13 protein-coding genes are annotated in these 16,100 nt (G+C 69.2%); 1 reads left to right on the top strand and 12 read right to left on the bottom strand.

The window, feature by feature from the left end; genetic code table 11:
• The 9 genes from alaS to FRW57_RS07040 all read right to left on the bottom strand — a co-directional run.
• Positions 1 to 2,662 (bottom strand): alanine--tRNA ligase (gene alaS / locus FRW57_RS07080; protein WP_152185654.1); only part of this gene is annotated, 2,662 nt, incomplete at its 3' end.
• 112 nt (positions 2,663 to 2,774) lie between these two features.
• Entirely contained in the window at positions 2,775 to 3,044 is a 270-nt protein-coding gene (locus tag FRW57_RS07075) for a hypothetical protein (RefSeq protein WP_202911562.1), read from the bottom strand.
• 1 nt (position 3,045) lies between these two features.
• Positions 3,046 to 3,420, bottom strand: a complete 375-nt coding sequence (locus tag FRW57_RS07070) for a DUF948 domain-containing protein (protein WP_137122023.1) — start codon at positions 3,418 to 3,420, stop codon at positions 3,046 to 3,048.
• An 82-nt stretch (positions 3,421 to 3,502) separates the two neighbouring features.
• Positions 3,503 to 4,612 (bottom strand): ABC transporter ATP-binding protein, encoded by a 1,110-nt coding sequence (locus tag FRW57_RS07065; RefSeq protein WP_476748650.1) that lies wholly within the window; start codon positions 4,610 to 4,612, stop codon positions 3,503 to 3,505.
• A complete protein-coding gene (locus FRW57_RS07060) occupies positions 4,605 to 5,744 on the bottom strand; it encodes an ABC transporter ATP-binding protein (RefSeq protein WP_137121962.1) in 1,140 nt (379 codons plus the stop codon). The genes FRW57_RS07065 and FRW57_RS07060 overlap by 8 nt, the downstream gene beginning before the upstream one ends.
• Before the next feature lie 52 nt (positions 5,745 to 5,796).
• Positions 5,797 to 6,795: an ABC transporter permease gene (locus FRW57_RS07055; RefSeq protein ID WP_137121961.1), complete on the bottom strand. Its 999-nt coding sequence runs from the start codon at positions 6,793 to 6,795 to the stop codon at positions 5,797 to 5,799.
• A gap of 136 nt (positions 6,796 to 6,931) precedes the next feature.
• Positions 6,932 to 8,746, bottom strand: a complete 1,815-nt coding sequence (locus tag FRW57_RS07050) for an ABC transporter substrate-binding protein (protein ID WP_137121960.1) — start codon at positions 8,744 to 8,746, stop codon at positions 6,932 to 6,934.
• A 73-nt stretch (positions 8,747 to 8,819) separates the two neighbouring features.
• Entirely contained in the window at positions 8,820 to 9,845 is a 1,026-nt protein-coding gene (locus FRW57_RS07045) for an ABC transporter permease (RefSeq protein ID WP_137121959.1), read from the bottom strand.
• Between the two features lie 178 nt (positions 9,846 to 10,023).
• Complete coding sequence (locus FRW57_RS07040) at positions 10,024 to 11,439, bottom strand: replication-associated recombination protein A (RefSeq protein ID WP_373681309.1); 1,416 nt, start codon at positions 11,437 to 11,439, stop codon at positions 10,024 to 10,026.
• An 18-nt stretch (positions 11,440 to 11,457) separates the two neighbouring features.
• On the opposite strand from FRW57_RS07040, the gene FRW57_RS07035 reads away from it, so the two are divergent.
• Positions 11,458 to 12,207 carry a GNAT family N-acetyltransferase gene (locus FRW57_RS07035; RefSeq protein WP_137121958.1) on the top strand — a complete coding sequence of 250 codons (750 nt, stop codon included), beginning with the start codon at positions 11,458 to 11,460 and terminating at the stop codon, positions 12,205 to 12,207.
• Between the two features lie 55 nt (positions 12,208 to 12,262).
• On the opposite strand, the gene aspS is transcribed toward FRW57_RS07035, so the two are convergent.
• From aspS to FRW57_RS07020, 3 genes are all read right to left on the bottom strand, one after another.
• A complete protein-coding gene (gene aspS / locus FRW57_RS07030) occupies positions 12,263 to 14,038 on the bottom strand; it encodes an aspartate--tRNA ligase (protein ID WP_137121957.1) in 1,776 nt (591 codons plus the stop codon).
• A 206-nt stretch (positions 14,039 to 14,244) separates the two neighbouring features.
• Complete coding sequence (locus tag FRW57_RS07025) at positions 14,245 to 15,414, bottom strand: pyridoxal phosphate-dependent aminotransferase (RefSeq protein ID WP_152185653.1); 1,170 nt, start codon at positions 15,412 to 15,414, stop codon at positions 14,245 to 14,247.
• Positions 15,411 to 16,049, bottom strand: a complete 639-nt coding sequence (locus FRW57_RS07020) for an NUDIX domain-containing protein (protein WP_238384717.1) — start codon at positions 16,047 to 16,049, stop codon at positions 15,411 to 15,413. The genes FRW57_RS07025 and FRW57_RS07020 overlap by 4 nt, the downstream gene beginning before the upstream one ends.
• Positions 16,050 to 16,100: the final 51 nt, after the last annotated feature.

The raw sequence follows: 16,100 nt of genomic DNA, 5'->3' as shown, positions 1-16,100 counted from the left end.
CGTCCGCGAGGGCGGCATCGATGCGGGAGGGGTCCGTGCCGCCGCCCTGGGCCAGGTCGTCCTTGCCGCCGCCTCCTCCGCCGAGGGTGGTCGCCGCGGTCTTGACCAGCTCGCCGGCCCGGACCCCCCAGTCGCGGGCGGGCTGGTTGGTCGCCACGATGACGACGGGCCGCCCCTTGGCCACCCCCGCCACCGCCACGACACCCGGACGATCGTCGCCGAGCCTCTGCCTCAGCTCGAGGGTGAGGGTCCGCAGGTCGTCCGTCGTCGCCCCGGAGCCGGCGTCGTGGCGCACGAATCCCACCCCGAAGACGTCCTTGGCCCCTGCGGCGATCTGCCCCGCCGAGGCGAGCACCTGCTGGTGGTGCAGCGCCTGGATCTCCCGCTCGGCCTCCTTGAGCCGGGCCAGCAGCGACGAGACCCGGTCGGGCAGCTCCTCGGGGCGTGCCTTGAGCGTGGTGGCCAGCTCGGCCACCAGGGAGCGCTCGCGACCGAGGTAGCGCAACGCGTCCATCCCGACCAGCGCCTCCACCCGGCGGACGCCCGAGCCGACGGAGGACTCACCGGTCACGCTCAGGGCGCCGACCTGCGAGGAGTGCTGCACGTGGGTGCCACCGCACAGCTCGCGCGACCAGGGGCCACCGATCTCCACGACGCGCACGTCCTCGTCGTAGGTCTCGCCGAAGAGGGCGAGGGCGCCGAGCTCGCGGGCCTTCGGCAGGGGCATGACCATGGCCGAGACGGGCAGGTCCTGCCGGACCGCGAGGTTGGCGACCTCCTCGACCTCGCTGCGGGTCGCGGCGCTCAGCGCGGAGTTCCAGGCGAAGTCGAGCCGCAGGTAGCCGGGCTTGTTGTAGGAACCGCTCTGCAACGCGGTCGGGCCGAGCACCTGCCGCAGCGCGGCGTGCACCACGTGCGTGCCGGAGTGGGCCTGGCACGCCGAGAGCCGCCACTCGGGGTCGACGCTGGCGTGCACGTCCTGGCCGACGCGCACCTCGCCCTCGAGCACCTCGACGCGGTGCACGATCAGTCCCTTGACGGGCCGTTGGACGTCGAGCACCCGCAGGCGTGCGCCGTCGGCGGTGATGACGCCCTCATCGGCGATCTGACCACCCGACTCGGCGTAGAACGGCGTGCGCTCGAGCACCACCTCCACCTGCTCGCCCTGACCGGCCACGGGCACCAGCTCGCCGCCCCTCAGCAGGCCACGCACCCGCGAGTCGGTGTCCAGCTCGACGTAGGCACGGAACTCGGTCGGACCCTGCTCACGCAGCTGCCGGTAGGCGTGCGTGTCGCCGTGCCCGCTCTTCTTGGCCCGGGCGTCGGCCTTGGCTCGCTCCCGCTGCTCGGTCATCAGCCGACGAAAACCCTCCTGGTCGACCTCGAGGCCCTGCTCTGCCGCCATCTCCAGGGTCAGGTCGATCGGGAACCCGTAGGTGTCGTGCAGCGCGAACGCCTGGCCTCCCTCGAGGAGGTGCCCGCCCGAGCTCTTCACCTTCTCCACCGCGGTGTCCAGGATCGTCGTCCCCGAGGCGAGGGTGCGCCGGAAGGCGACCTCCTCGGCATACGCGATCTGGCTGATCCGCTCGAAGCCGCGCTCCAGCTCGGGGTAGGACGCCTTCATCCGGTCCTTGCTGATCGGCAGGAGCACCGGGAGCGAGGGCTCGTCGACGCCGAGGAGCCGCATCGAGCGCACCGCCCGGCGCAGCATCCGGCGCAGCACGTAGCCGCGGCCCTCGTTGCCGGGCGTGACGCCGTCGCCGATGAGCATCAACGAGCTGCGGACGTGGTCGGCCACGACGCGCAGCCGCACGTCGTCGGGGTGGCTGGTTGCCGCGTCGTGGTGGCTGTGCTCGCCGTAGCGCTTGCCGGCCAGCTCGGCGGCGGCCTCGATGACGGGGTAGACCTCGTCGATCTCGTAGAGGTTGTCGACGCCCTGCAGCACGGTGGCCATCCGCTCGAGCCCCATGCCGGTGTCGACGTTGCGCGAGGGCAGCTCGCCCGCGACGTCGAAGTCGTCCTTGGCCCGCACCGCGGACAGGTCGTACTGCATGAAGACGAGGTTCCAGATCTCCATGTAGCGGTCCTCGTCGACCGCGGGGCCGCCCTCGCGGCCGTAGTCCGAGCCCCGGTCGAGGAAGATCTCGCTGCACGGACCACCTGGCCCGGCCACGCCCATGTGCCAGTAGTTGTCCTTCTTGCCGCGGCGCACCACCCGCTCCGCGGGGATCTCGGTCAGGCGGGTCCACAGGTCCGCGGCCTCGTCATCGTCCTCGTAGACGGTGGCCCACAGCTTGCTGGGGTCGAGGCCGTAGCCTCCGCCCGTCTGGCTGGTGGTGAGCAGCTCCCAGGCGAAGGCGATCGCGTCGGCCTTGAAGTAGTCGCCGAACGAGAAGTTGCCGTTCATCTGGAAGAAGGTGCCGTGCCGGCTGGTCTTGCCGACCTCCTCGATGTCGCCGGTGCGCACACACTTCTGCACGCTCGTGGCACGCTTCCACGGCGCAGTCTCCTGGCCGAGGAAGTAGGGCTTGAACGGCACCATCCCGGCGTTGACGAACAACAGATTGGGATCGTCGTAGAGCAGCGGCGCGCTGGGCACGACGACGTGCCCCTTCTCTTCGAAGAAGCGCAGCCAACGTCGCCGGATCTCAGCGGTTTCCATGGGTTTCCTTCAGGTCGGGTCAGCCGACAGACCACAGCACAGCGTATGCCGTGTGCCGGAGCCGTGCTCGCGTCTGTCGTCGTGCGGGTGGGCGGGAGCGGGGCCGGTGGCCCTACCGAGCTCGAGCACCCGTCGGGTCCTCGACGAGACGGCGACCCTCGTCCGGGGACAGGCCGGGGGCCGCAGTGCCGGTGCCGATGCCGGTGTCCATGCCCAGCGCCTGACGCAGCTCGGCCTCTCGCTCGGCCATGCCCTCGCGCACCGCATCTGTGATCTCGTGCCACTGGCGGTAGACGCCGTCGAGTGCGCCGGCCCGCGACAGCGAGCGCAGCAGGAGTGCTCCCGCGGCGGCACCGGCGGCGAGCAGCAGCGCGCGGCGCACCTCAGCCGTCCTTCCGGTGCTTGCCACCGCCACGCCTGCGGCCGAAGGCCGAGCGCACGCCGTAGCTGAAGGCCGCCACCTTGACGACCGGCCCGCCCAGGGTCGCGGCGAACAACGAGGTCAACGCGCTGACGTTGGCCGACATCGTGGCGACGTTGGTCGTGATCGCGTCGACCCGGACGATCTGCTCGTTGGTCGAGGCCACCGTGTCGGTCACCTGGGACAACAGCGGCACGGTCTGCTCGGAGACACCCTGCACACCGGACCGGGCCTCGTCCAGGACCTGGCCGGCCTTGCCGATCACGGACCCCGTCCGGAGGACGAGGTAGGCAAAGGCCAGCGCCGCGATCATCCCTGCGATGTCGCCCAAGGACACACTCACGTTGAAATCACCTCGCTGTTTCCTTTGCCGCAGCCTCGGCGCTGTTGCGGCTGCGGCCAAACCCTACCGTGCAGGCTCAGACGGTGACCTCGGCGGCATCCGCGACGATCGACGTCTTCGGCTCCGCGAAGTGGCAGGCGATGGTGTGCAGCTCGCCGCTGTCGTTGCGGGGGATCAGCGCCGGCTCCTCCTGGGCGCAGATGTCCTGGGCCTTCCAGCAGCGGGTGCGGAAACGGCAGCCGCTCGGCGGGTTGATCGGGCTGGGCACGTCCCCGACGAGACGGATCCGCTCCTCCGGCACCGCTCCGCGGACCACGTTGAGGTCGGGCGCGGCGGACAGGAGCGCCTGCGTGTACGGGTGCTGCGGTGCGCCGTAGATGGACTCGCGGCTGCCCAGCTCGACGACCTTGCCGAGGTACATCACGGCGACGCGGTCACAGAAGTGCCGGACGACGCCGAGGTCGTGCGCGACGAAGATGAAGGCGAGGCCCAGCTCCTTGCGCAGCTTCTCGAGCAGGTTCATCACCTGGGCCTGGATCGACACGTCGAGCGCCGAGACCGGCTCGTCGGCGATGATCAGCTTGGGCTCGACCGCGAGCGCGCGAGCGATTCCGATGCGCTGGCGCTGGCCACCGGAGAACTCGTTGGGATAGCGGTTGATGTGCTCCGGGTTGAGGCCCACCAGCTCGAGCAGCTCCTGGACCCGCGCCTTGCGCTTGTTCTTGGGCAGCAGGTTGTGGACCTGCAGCGGCGTGCCGATGATGTTGCCCACGGTGTAGCGCGGGTTCAGGGAGCCGTAGGGGTCCTGGAAGATGATCTGGAGGTCGCGGCGCATACTGCGCAGCTGCCGCTCCTTCAAGTGGCCGATCTCCCTGCCCTGGAACTGGATCGAGCCGGCCGTGGGTTCCAGCAGCCGGGTGATGAGCCGCCCGGTCGTCGTCTTTCCACAGCCGGACTCCCCCACGAGACCGAGGGTTTCGCCCGGCGCGACGTCGAAGGAGACCCCGTCCACGGCGCGGATCTGCAGGGTCGTCGGGAAAAGGCCGGTGTACTCCCTGACGGGGAAGTACTTGACCAGGTCCTTGACGACCAGCATCGGCTTGCGGTCCGGGTCGCTGTCCGGGTGGACGACCGGCGCCGCCTCGCGATAGCGGTCGCTGTCCTGGGTGCCCAGCTGATCACTCATGGCTTCTGCCCTCGCTCCCGTCCAGGCTCGGCGCGATCTCGTCGCGGAAGATGTCGGCGGGCTCGGCGAGGTGGCACCGGGTCACCCGGTCGGACTGGCTCTCCGGCGGGATGAGCTCGGGCAGCTCCTTGATGCAGCGCCCGCCCGGGACCCGCTCCATGAAGTCGCACCGCGGGTGGAAGGAGCAGCCGGTCGGCAGGTTGAGCAGGCTGGGCGGTAGCCCCCGGACGGGCCGCAGGCTCGAACCGGTCGCCGAGATCGAGGGCACGCTGCTGAGCAGGCCCCAGGTGTACGGGTGTCGCGGCTGGGCCAGCACCTCGGTGGCCGTTCCGTGCTCGACGGCGCGACCGGCATACATCACCAGGACCTCGTCGGCGACCTCCGCGACCACCGCGAGGTCGTGCGTGATGAGCACGATCGCCGAACCGAACTCGTCCTGCAGGTCGTTGAGCAGGTCGAGGATCTGGGCCTGGACCGTGACGTCGAGCGCCGTGGTGGGCTCGTCGGCGATGAGCAGCTTCGGGTCGTTGACCAGCCCGAGCGCGATCATCGCACGCTGGCGCATGCCACCGGAGAACTCGTGGGGGTACTGCTTGGCCCGGCGGGCCGGGTTCGGGATGCCCACCCGGTCCAGCATCTCGACCGACCTTTTCATCGCGACCGACTTGGAGACCTTGTGGTGCGCCCGGTAGGCCTCCGCGATCTGCCAGCCGACCCGCAGGAAGGGATGCAGTGACGACTGGGGATCCTGGAAGATCATCGCCGCGGTCGCGCTGCGCATCCGGCGGATCGTCTGTGCCGAGGCCCCGACGATCTCCTGGCCGTCCAGCATGATCGAGCCGCCGATGCGGGCCCGGCGGGTGTCGTGCAGACCCATGACGGCCATGCTCGACACGCTCTTGCCCGAACCGGACTCCCCCACGATGGCCAGCGTCTGGCCCATCTGCAGGTCGTAGTTGAGCCCGTTGACCGCCTGGACGAGTCCGTCCTCGGTCGGGAACTGCACAGTCAGGTCGGTGACCTTGAGGATCTGCTCGCCGACCTTCTTGCCCTCGCGGCCGCGCCGCTGGGCGATGTTCGGTCCGCTCTGCGCGGGCTGCAGCATGTCCTGCGTCTCGCTTCCGGTCGTCATGCGGGGTCCTCGCGAAGTATCGGAGCGAAGAGGAGAGCTTCGGGGGGTGCGGTCATGAGAGCTTCACGCGGGGATCCACGACTCCGTAGAGCATGTCGACGATCAGGTTACCGATCGTGACGAAGGTCGCCGTGATCACCACCACCCCGGCGATCACCGGCAGGTCGCCGGTGTTGAACGAGTCCAGGGCGAGCAGACCCATCCCCTGGATGTTGAAGATGCGCTCGGTGAAGATCGACCCGGTCAGCTCGAAGGCGATGGAGATGCCGACCAGCGTGATGAAGGGCGCGATCGCCGCTCGAAGCGCGTGGCGGTACATGACACGCTTCTCGGAGATGCCCTTGGACCGGGCGGTGCGCACGTAGTCCTGCCCCTGGGTGTCGATCATGGAGGCGCGGACGTAGCGGATGTAACCGGTCGAGGCGAAGGCACCCCAGAAGAGCCAGACTCCGAGCAGTCCGGTGAACCAGGCCCACGGCGACTCGGTGATGGAGGTGTAGGAGCTGCGCGGGATGATCGCGTAGAAGACCATGAAGTAGAGGTAGAACATCAGGGCCGCGATGTAGTACGGGATCGCCGGCACGAACTGCGACACGCCGACGATGACGCGGTCGATGAGTCGTCCGCGGAACCGTGCAGCCAGGACGCCGAACAGCAGGGCCAGCGTGACGTAGACGGCGACGCCACCCACCACCAGCGAGAGCGTGACCGGGAAGCGCTCGAGCACCATGTCGGTGACGGGGCGGTTGGAGCGGTAGGACCACCCGAGGCACGGGGCCGGGCAGTGCTTGACCGAGGAGTCCGAGTCGCCGATGTCGCGCCCGACGACGACACCCTCGATGTAGTGCACGAACTGGGTCGTCTTGGGTTCGTCGAGCCCGAGGCTCTTCTTGATGATGGCGACACGCTCGGGGGTGCAGTTCTGGCCCTGCCCGCAGAAGGCCCCCGCCGGGTCGCTCGGACCCAGGAAGAAGATCGCGAACGTTGCGACGATGGCCGCGAAGACCACACTGACGGACAGCGCGAGTCGTCGCAGGATGTAGATCAGCACCGGTGGGTCTCCTGGTCGTCAAGGACCCGCAGGAGGGTGCGCCGGTCGAGTGACCGGCGCACCCCCTCCGCGGGAGTCGGGCGGTGGTGACCCGGAGCCTTGGGTGCGGCTCCGGGTCACCGCGAGGAACCCGTGCCTACTGGTCCAGCCAGATGCTGGCGAACTCCGGCATGCCCTGGTTGGGGTCGACGATGACGTTCTTGACCTTGGTGCCGTAGATCGCAGACGCCTTGCTGTTGTAGTCCGGGAGCAGCGGCAGGTAGTCCTTGAGGATCTTCTCGTCCAGCGTGCTCCACTCCGGGCCCTGCTCCTCGACCGGGAGGCCGGAGATCCGGTCGATCTCCTTGTCCAGCTTCGGATCGGACAGGAAGCCCGTGCTGTAGGTCTGCTGGGACTTGACCAGCGAGCTCTTGAACAGCGCCGGGTAGACACCGTCACCGCTCGGCCAGTCGTAGCACCAGCCGGACGCGCCTTGCATCAGGTTGGCGTCGCTCTTGGAGAGAATGGTCTTCTCTCGCACCTCGGTGCGGGGAAGGCCGATGTCCTTGACCTTGAAGCCGGCCTTCTCGAGCAGCTGCTTGCGCACGGTGTTGACCTGCACCGACAGCGGGTTGTCGATCGAGTAGTAGTAGGACAGGACAAAGTTCTCCTTGCCCGCGTCCTTGAGCATCTGCTTGGCCTTGGCCGGGTCGCCGTTGCCCTCACCGTTGAGGACCGCGCCGCCGGGCAGCTTGATCGGTTCGTACTTGTCGAACCCGGGCACCTGCGGCGCCATGATCGACGACGCCGGCGAGTAGTCCAGCTTCGTCATCTGGGCGCCCTTGCGGATCGCCTCGTAGGGCCAGGCCATCGCGATGGCCTCGCGCACGTCACGGGGGATCTTCCGGGTGTCCATGGTGACGTAGCTGACGCAGGGACCGGCTGCCGTGCTCACCTGGTCCTTGTTGGTGGTCGTCGCCTTGTTGTAGATCGAGGCGTCGACGCCGTCATAGCTGAGGGTGAAGGCGTCGGGGCCGTTGCTGGCCATGATCGACGCCGCGACCTTCGGGGCGTCCTGGGCGAAGTTGAACTGCACCTTGTCGGGGAAGGCGTGTCGGATCGGGTCGGACTTCGGGTCCCACTGGTCGTTCCGCACCAGCGTGAGCTCGACGCCCTGCTTGTAGGTGGAGAACTTGTAGGGGCCGGTGGACAGCGGGTGCTTGGTGTACTCCGTCTTGGTGTCCTTGGCCTTCGGGATCGGCGAGGTCTGGGTGAAGGCACCGAAGTAGGGCAGGGTCGGCCACTTCTTGCGCAGGTGGAAGATCACCTGGTCGCCCTTGGCCTCCACACCGGCGAACTTGTCACCGTCCTTGTAGGGGCCCTTGTACTTGTCGCCGTCCTTGAGGTAGTCGAGCTGGTAGGTGGGGCCGCCGGGCAGCTCCTCCTGGGCGAACGACCGCTTGATGGCGTAGGCCACGTCATCGGCCTTGATCGTGCTGCCGTCCTCGTACTTCAGGCCCTTCTTGAGCGTGAAGGTCCAGGTCAGGCCGTCGTCCGACACGGTGCCCAGGTCGGTGGCCAGGTCGGGTACCAGCACGGACTTGCCGTCGCGCATGGAGTAGCCCGTCAGCGTCCGGGTGACGTACTGCTTGAGGATCTGGTTGACGTCCTGGATGAACTGGCCGGACGGGTCGAACGTGGTCGGGGCACCGGCCGCGTTGATGATCAGCGTGCCGCCCTTCTTCGCACCCGCGATCTCCGGGGCGGGGCCCTTGGCATCGGGCATGAAGCCGGCGCTGGCCTTCTCCTCGGGAGCGTCCGAGGTCGGGTTGGCGGCCGGCGATTCACCGCCGGTGCCAGCCGATTCGCTCGCTTGGTTGTTTGCAGTGTCGGCAGGGCTGCTGCCGCCGCCACAGGCGGCGAGGGACAGCGTTCCGGCAGCGGCCAACGCCACGACCTTGGTCCAGCGCATGTGATGTTCTCCTTTTCGTCCCTCCCGGTCAGGATCCGGGAGTGGTATGGGTGCGTAGTCGCCGGTTCGGGGACTATCGCCTGGTCTGGGGATTGAAGGCGTCGGCGATGGCGTCTCCGAGCAGGCTCAGCGAGAGCACGAGCAGCGCGATGCCGAGGACGGGGAGCCACAGGTAGATCGGGTGGGCCTGGAAGGAGTTCTGCGCCGTCGCCACGGTCAGGCCCCACGAGATGCTGGGTGACCGCAGACCCACGCCGAGGAAGGACAAGCCCGCCTCTGCACTCACGTAACCCGGGATCGCCAGCGAGAGGCTGACGATGATCGGCCCGAGCATGTTGGGAAGCATCTCCTTGAACAACACGACGCGGGTGGGCACGCCCAGGGCACGCGCTGCCTGCACGAACTCCCGCTCGCGCAGCGACAACACCTCGCCGCGGATCAGGCGCGCCAGGGTGCACCAGCCGAAGAGCACGAAGACGAAGATCAGACAGAGGAACCGGATCGTGGCGACCTTCTCCTCGTCCACGTAGTCACCGACCTGGGTGCCGGCGTAACGGTTGACCGCGATGGGCACGATCGCGATGGCGAAGAGGAGGAACGGCAGCGACAGGAGGAAGTCGATGATCCAGGAGATGATCCGGTCGACCCAACCGCCGAGGAAGCCGGACAGCAGACCCAGGAGCACGCCGATGATCGTCACTCCGGCAGCGGAGGCGACGGCGATGATCAACGAGGGGCGGCTGCCGTGCACCCATCGGGCGAACAGGTCCTGGCCGAGGCCGGACGAGATCCCGAACCAGTGCTCGGTGTTGGCGGTGAAGATCGGGTACGTGTTGTCACCGATCAGGTCGAGATTGAGGTCCGTCGTGTTCTGGCCCTCGAGGCCGGACAGCTGGTCCGCGAAGACCGCGACAAGGACGAAGAACAGGGCCATGCCGAGCGAGATCATCGCGACCGGGTCGCGCATCAGGCGCGTCATCGCGATCTTGAGCGGCGACTTGCTGCCGCCACCTTCCGCGAGCTGGATGTCGGGGTCGGCGTCGGAAGGAGCCTCGAGCTGTCCTTCCGCTGGGGTTGGTGCCGTGGTACCAACCGACATGTGGCCTCCGCAGACAGTGTGGGGCGACCTGACGGTGCCCGGTGATGGTCATGGCGATGCGGGAGACAGCCCCCCCGTTTGCCACCTCGTGTGAGATGGCTCGCACCGCCGTCAGACAGAGAATGTGCCACAGAGGCCGCAGGGATGGCACCCCCCGCCACCGAGGGACATCCAATCGTTATCTATTGCCGCGCGGGCCCTCGCCTCTGATGATCGTTCGCACTGCTGCCCACCGCGTGGCGAGCCGCTCCTCCCATCCCCGGCCGGTGGGGTGGTAGTAGTCGGCGTCGTGGAGCAGGTCGTCGGGCAGGAACTGCTGTGGGCCCACACCGTCCGGCTCGTCGTGCGTGTAGCGATAGCCCTTTCCGTGGCCGAGCCGATCGGCTCCGGCGTAACCGCTTCCGCGCAGGTGGGCTGGCACCGGACCTCCCCGGCCGGCCCGCACGTCGGCGATGGCCGCGTTGATCGCCGCGTAGCTGGCGTTGGACTTGGGCGCGATGGAGTTGTGAACAACAGCCTGCGCCAAGATGATCCGAGCCTCGGGCATCCCGATCTGGGCCACGGCGTGCATCGCCGCGACGGCCGTCTGCAACGCCGTGGGATCGGCCATCCCGACGTCCTCGCTCGCAGCGATGACGATCCGACGCGCGATGAACCGCGGGTCCTCGCCGGCCTCCAGCATCAGCGCGAGGTAGTGCAGCGCCGCGTCGACGTCGCTGCCGCGCATCGACTTGATGAGCGCGCTGGCCACGTCGTAGTGCTGGTCGCCCGCCCGGTCGTAGCGCACCGCAGCGTGGGCGACGGCCTGTTCGACCTGGGCGAGCGTGATGGTCACCGGGCGGTCCTCGCCACCCGGGGGCTGTGCGTCGAGGGCCACTCCCGCCGCCGCCTCCAGTGCCGTCAGAGCGCGTCGCGCGTCACCACCACTGATGCGTATGACGTGTGCCCTCGCCTCGTCGTCGAGGGTGAACTCCCCCGCCAGGCCACGCTTTTCGTTGAGCGCCGAGGTGAGCACCTCGTCGAGGTCGTCGTCGTCGAGCGAGGTGAGCGTCACGAGCATCGAACGCGACAACAGGGGCGCGATGATGCTGAAGGACGGGTTCTCGGTGGTGGCAGCCACCAGCACGACCAGCCGGTTCTCGACGCCGGGGAGCAGGGCGTCCTGTTGCGCCTTGGTGAACCGGTGGATCTCGTCGAGGAAGAGCACGGTCTGGCGGCCGTAGAGATCGCGTTCGCGGGCCGCCTCGTCCATGACGCGCCGCACGTCCTTGACACCCGCCGTCACCGCCGACAGCTCGACGAAGCGGCGCCCCGCGGCCTGCGCCACCAGGTGAGCCAGCGTCGTCTTGCCGGTGCCGGGCGGCCCCCACAGGATCGCGGAAAGCGGACCAGCCGCTCCGCCGTGCCCCTCGATCAGCCGTCGCAAAGGACTCCCCTGTCGCAACACGTCGCGCTGGCCACGCACCTCCTCGAGGCTCGCCGGACGCATGCGCACCGCGAGCGGCGGCCGGTGCGCGTCCAGCCCGTCCGCAGATCCGTCCGCTGGCTCGCCGCGCGAGGCAGCGAAGAGGTCGTCGTCAGGCGGTGTGGTCACGTTTGGCAGGCTATCCACGTGCGCAGACTCACGTCATACGAGGAGGTCCTCGAAGCAAGCGGCGGCGACGCCTTCGTGCGCTACGAGCTGCCGTCCTCCTACCCCGGCCCGGCCTTCTCGCTCGACAGTGCCGTCGCGTTCGTCCGGACCGGGTCCTCCGGGCGCACCGGGCTGACCGCGATCGGGCCGACCGACGACCTCGACCGTCTGCTGGCGCGGTTGCAGGACACCGGGGAGCTGGCGCAGTTTCCCGTCACCTCGGTCTCCCTGCCCCAGCACGCGGCGGGTCTGCACGCCCGCTACTTCGGCACGTCCACCGGCGGTGACTGGGAGTGGATGTGGAGCACGACGACGCCACCCGTGTTCGCGCAGGAGAAGGCGCTCGTCGAGCTCGATGACACCGGGGACCTCGCCGAGATCACCGCCCTTCTCGAGCAGGGCAACCCGACGACCCACGCCCACCCAGGCGAGGGGGTCACCGAGCTGTGGCTCGGGGTCCGCGACGACGCGGGCGCGTTGGTCGCGTGCGCGGCCCTGCACCGAAACCACGCCGGCCACCCACACCTGTCGGGAATCACCGTGGCCGCGCACCTGCGCGGCCGACGCCTCGGGCTGGCGATGACCGCGGCGCTCACCCGGCGGGCGGTCGAGCGTGAGGGGGTGTGCACGCTCGGAATGTTCTCCGACAACGATGTTGCGCGCCGCCTCTACCACGGCCTCGGCTACCGCACGGCCCAGTCGTGGGCCTCCCGCCGCCTCGACCCCTGACTTCCCTTGTTGCTGGCAACCGGCGTCATCGATGACTCCCTTCGCCAGCAACAACTCAGGAGGACGGGGGTATGGCGTCCACGCCGGCTTCCTTGCGCTGCTGCGGCGTGATCGGGGCGGGCGCCTCGGTGAGCGGGTCGAAGCCGCCGCCCGACTTCGGGAACGCGATGACGTCACGGATCGAGTCGGTGCCCGACAGCAGCGCGCAGATGCGGTCCCAACCGAAGGCGATGCCGCCATGCGGCGGGGCGCCGAAAGCGAAGGCGTCGAGCAGGAACCCGAACTTCTCGCGCTGCTCCTCCTCGGTCAGCCCCATCACGCTGAAGACGCGCTGCTGGATGTCCTCGCGATGGATACGGATCGACCCACCGCCGATCTCGTTGCCGTTGCAGACCATGTCGTAGGCATAGGCGAGGGCCGACCCGGGGTCGGTGTCGAAGGTGTCCAGGAACTCGGCCTTGGGCGAGGTGAACGCGTGGTGCACCGCCGTCCAGGCGCCCGAGCCGACGGCGACGTCGCCACTGGCCTCGGCCTCCGTGGTCGGCTCGAACAGCGGCGCGTCCAGGACCCACAGGAAGGACCAGGCCGACTCGTCGATCAGCTCACCACGGTGGCCGATCTCCAGCCGCGCCGCGCCGAGCAGCGAGCGGGACGCCTTGACCGGGCCCGCGGCGAAGAAGATGCAGTCCCCCGGCTGCGCGCCCACGTGCCCAGCCAGACCCTGGCGCTCGATGTCGGTGAGGTTCTTGGCGACCGGCCCGCCCAGGGTGCCGTCGTCGCCGACCAGCACGTAGGCCAACCCCTTGGCGCCACGCTGCTTGGCCCACTCCTGCCAGGCATCCAGCTGTTTGCGCGGCTGGGACGCGCCTCCGGGCATGACGACCGCCCCGACATACGGCGCCTGGAAGACCCGAAATGTGGTGTCCTTGAAGAACTCCGTGCACTCCACGAGCTCCTGGCCGAAGCGCAGGTCGGGCTTGTCCGTGCCGAACCGCTCCATGGCCTCGGCATACGTCAGCCGCGGGAACGGTGTCGGCAGCTCCACCCCGATCAATCGCCAGACCGCCGCCGCGACTGCCTCCCCGAGCTCGATGACGTCGTCCTGCTCAACGAAGCTCATCTCGATGTCGAGCTGGGTGAACTCGGGTTGTCTGTCGGCGCGGAAATCCTCGTCGCGGTAGCAGCGGGCGATCTGGTAGTAGCGCTCCATGCCCGCCACCATGAGCAGCTGCTTGAACAGCTGCGGGCTCTGCGGCAGGGCATACCAGCTCCCGGGTTGCAGCCGGGCGGGCACCAGGAAGTCGCGGGCGCCCTCGGGCGTCGACCGGGTCAACGTCGGCGTCTCGATCTCGACGAAGTCCCGCTCGGCCAACACCGTGCGCGCGGCCTGGTTCACCTTGCTGCGCAAGCGGATTGCGGCGCCTGGTGCAGGGCGGCGCAGGTCGAGGTAGCGGTACTTCAGCCGCGCCTCCTCCCCCACCGTCACGCGCTCGTCGATCTGGAACGGCAGCGGGGCCGACGCGCTGAGCACCTCGAGCTGGTCGGCGACCACCTCGATCTCACCGGTCGGAAGATCGCGGTTGGCGTTGCCCTCGGGGCGGACTCGCACCTCACCGGTGACCTTGATGCAGTACTCGTTGCGCAGCTCGTGCGCGCCACCCTGTGCCAGCACCTCGTCCCGCGCGACCACCTGAGCCACGCCGGAGGCATCCCGCAGGTCGAGGAAGGCGACTCCGCCGTGGTCGCGGCGGCGGGCCACCCAGCCGGTCAGCGTGACGGTCGTTCCAGCGTCGTCGGCGCGCAGCGTGCCGGCCTCGTGAGTGCGAAGCACCAGTGTTCCTTTGCTCGGGGTCGTTCAGGAGTATGCCGTCCGCTCACCTGCGCGGACACCGCCACCCATCGTACGGTGGGCTGCCGAGGTGCTGTCCGCCCGCGTGCACCCTCCACGAACCCGCGGACAACGCACGCCTCGCCCACCAAGGAGCGGGCCAGATCCACGAACCCGCGGACAACGCACGGATGCTGTGAGGCCCCCGGTCAGATGGCGGCCACGAGACGGTCGAGGGCCTCGTCGAGCTGCTCGGTCGAACCGCAGAAGCTGAGCCGCATGTAGCGGTGCCCGTCGACCGGGTCGAAGTCGACGCCCGGCGCCAGCGCGACGCCGGTGCGTTCGAGCATGTCGCGGCACCAGGTCATCGAGTCGTCGGTCAGGTGGCTGATGTCGCAGTAGGCGTAGAACGCGCCGTCCGGGGGCGCGAAGCGGTCGATGCCGAGCTCGGGCAGACGGCGCAGCAACAGGTCACGGTTGCGCTCGTACCGCTCGACGTGCCCGTCGAGCTCGGTCGTGGCCGCCGGCGTGAACCCCGCGATCGCCGCCGCCTGCGACACCGCCGGAGCACAGATCGCCAGGTTCGCCTGCAACCGCTCGGCCGGGCCGTAGAGGTGGCGCGGCAACAGGGTCCAGCCGAGCCGCCACCCGGTCATCGAGTAGTACTTGCTCATCGACCCCATCACGACGGCCTGGTCCGAGAACTCCCACGCGCTCGCACACCGCCGCCCGAACGAGATGCCGTGGTAGATCTCGTCGGACAGCAGCAGCACCCCCTCCGCCTCGCACCAGCTCGCGATCCGGCCGAGCTCTTCGGGGTCGATGATGGTCCCGGTCGGGTTGGCCGGGCTGGCGATGACGACGCCGGCAGGCCGCTGCGGCAGCGCCTCCAGCTGCGCCACCGTGGGCTGGAACCGGGTCGACTCGTCGCAGTCGAGGTCCACCACACGGCAGCCCAACGCCTGGATCGTGCTGCGGTTGGCGGGGTAGCCGGGCCGTGTCATGGCGATGGTGTCGCCCGCCTCGAACGCCGCCAGGACCACGGTGCTGAACCCGCCCGAGGACCCGTTGCTGATCAGCACCTGGTCCGGATCAACCTGCAGCCCATACGAATTCGCGTAATGCGCCGCGATGACTCCGCGCAGCGGAGCGATACCGTTCGGGTCGGTGTAGCCGAGGGTCTGCGTCTCCACGGCCTCTCGCGCCGCCTCGACCACCGGCCGGGGCGCAGGCGTGGCCGGCTGCCCCACGCACAGCAGGATGAGGTCGCCGTGCGTCTCCTGTCGCCTGGTCGCCGCCTTGAAGACCTCCATCACGTGGAAGGGCGGCACGTTGCTGCGTGTGGACGGCTGACGCAACCGCGCCCGCGGACCGGTCATCGGTATGCCGGGTGCTCGGGCCAGGGGGCGTCGTACGGCCGCAGGGTGGCCCAGTCGCGCTCCCGGGCGGCGTGGGCCGCCAGCACGCCGGCGACGGTGCACGCGTTGTGGATTCGTCCGGTGAGCGCGGCGTCCACAGCCTCTTCGAGCGGGACCCAGCTCACCGTCATACCGAGCTCTTCGTGTTCGCGTTCGAACCGTTCGCCCGTGGGGACCTCGGACAGGTCCCGCGCCAGGAAACAGCGCCAGTTCTCGCTCGAACCGCCCGGCGAGTTCTGCCAGTCGGCCACCACGTGCCATCGGGCGGCAACCAGGTCGGCCTCCTCCGCCAGCTCACGCGCGGCGGCGACCCACGGTTGTTCCCCCGGCTTGTCGAGCAGGCCGGCCGGCAGCTCCCACAGCTCCATGCCGACCGGGTGGCGGTACTGCCGCAGCAGGGCGATGCGTCCCCGGTCGTCGAGGGCGACCGCGCCCACGGCGCCGGGGTGCTGGAGGTACTCGCGGCGGACCGTGCCGGCCTCCCCGAGGTCCACGGTGTCGCGCACCAGGTCCCAGACCATGCCGTCGTGCAGCAGTTCGTGCGCGCTGACCGGACGCGGGTCCAAGACGTCGCGCAGCTCCCCCTCGTCGGTCACGGCGCAGAGACCGGGTCGCCGGCCGGCCGGCGACCCGGTCTCTGCGCCGTG

Origin of the sequence: Segeticoccus rhizosphaerae, assembly GCF_009192725.1 — a bacterium.
Classification (GTDB): domain Bacteria; phylum Actinomycetota; class Actinomycetes; order Actinomycetales; family Dermatophilaceae; genus Segeticoccus; species Segeticoccus rhizosphaerae.
The sequence above is the reverse complement of the archived record's forward strand: the minus strand, read 5'-3'. Positions and strand labels throughout refer to the sequence as shown.